Source organism: Sphingomonas sp. SRS2 (assembly GCF_000971055.1).
Taxonomy (GTDB): Bacteria; Pseudomonadota; Alphaproteobacteria; order Sphingomonadales; family Sphingomonadaceae; genus Rhizorhabdus.
Map to the genome: position 1 here is coordinate 1 of NZ_LARW01000017.1, position 1,021 is coordinate 1,021.

The window sequence follows — 1,021 nt, forward strand, 5'->3', positions numbered from 1 at the left end:
GGGTCGATCTCGATCTTGCCGGTCATGTACATGTCGACGATCTTCGGCACGTCGGTGCGGCCCTTGGCTCCGCCGAACGCGGTGCCGCGCCAGTTGCGGCCGGTCACCAGCTGGAACGGACGGGTCGCGATCTCCTTGCCCGCCTCGGCCACGCCTATGATGATGCTGGTGCCCCAGCCGCGGTGGCACGCTTCTAGCGCGGTGCGCATCACCTCGGTGTTGCCGGTCGCGTCGAACGTATAGTCCGCCCCGCCATCGGTCAGCAGCACGATCTGCGCCACCACCTCCTCGCGGCTCATCCCCTTGCTGTTGAGGAAGTCGGTCATCCCGAACTTGCGGCCCCATTCCTCACGGTCGGGATTGATGTCGACGCCGATGATCTTGTTCGCACCCGCCAGCCGCGCACCCTGCAGCACGTTCAGGCCGATCCCGCCCAGCCCGAAGACGACGACGTTGTCGCCGACCTGAACCTTGGCGGTGTTGACCACCGCGCCGATGCCGGTGGTGACGCCGCAGCCGATATAGCAGCTCGACTGGAACGGCGCGTCCTCGCGGATCTTCGCCACCGCGATCTCGGGCAGCACCGTGAAGTTCGAAAAGGTCGAGCAGCCCATATAATGGAAGATCGTCCGGCCCTTGTAGCTGAACCGGCTCGTGCCGTCGGGCATCAGCCCCTTGCCCTGGGTGGCGCGGATCGCGGTGCACAGGTTGGTCTTGCCGCTCAGGCAGCTTTTGCACTGCCGGCATTCGGGGGTGTAGAGCGGGATGACATGGTCGCCCGGCTTGACCGAGGTCACCCCGGGGCCGACCTCGCGCACCACCCCCGCGCCCTCATGTCCCAGCACCGAGGGGAAGATCCCCTCGCTGTCGAAGCCGTCGAGCGTATAGGCGTCGGTGTGGCAGATGCCGGTCGCCATGATCTCGACCAGGACCTCGCCCGCCTTCGGACCCTCAAGGTCCAGCTCCACGATCTCCAAAGGCTTCTTCGCCTCAAACGCGACTGCGGCACGGGTCTTCATCG

General features: G+C 66.0%; 1 protein-coding gene. It reads right to left on the reverse strand.

Features of this window, described 5'->3' with window-relative positions:
- Positions 1 to 1,019: S-(hydroxymethyl)glutathione dehydrogenase/class III alcohol dehydrogenase (locus WP12_RS00090; RefSeq protein ID WP_046191738.1), on the reverse strand; the 1,019-nt coding region annotated here is incomplete at its 3' end.
- Positions 1,020 to 1,021 lie beyond the last annotated feature (2 nt).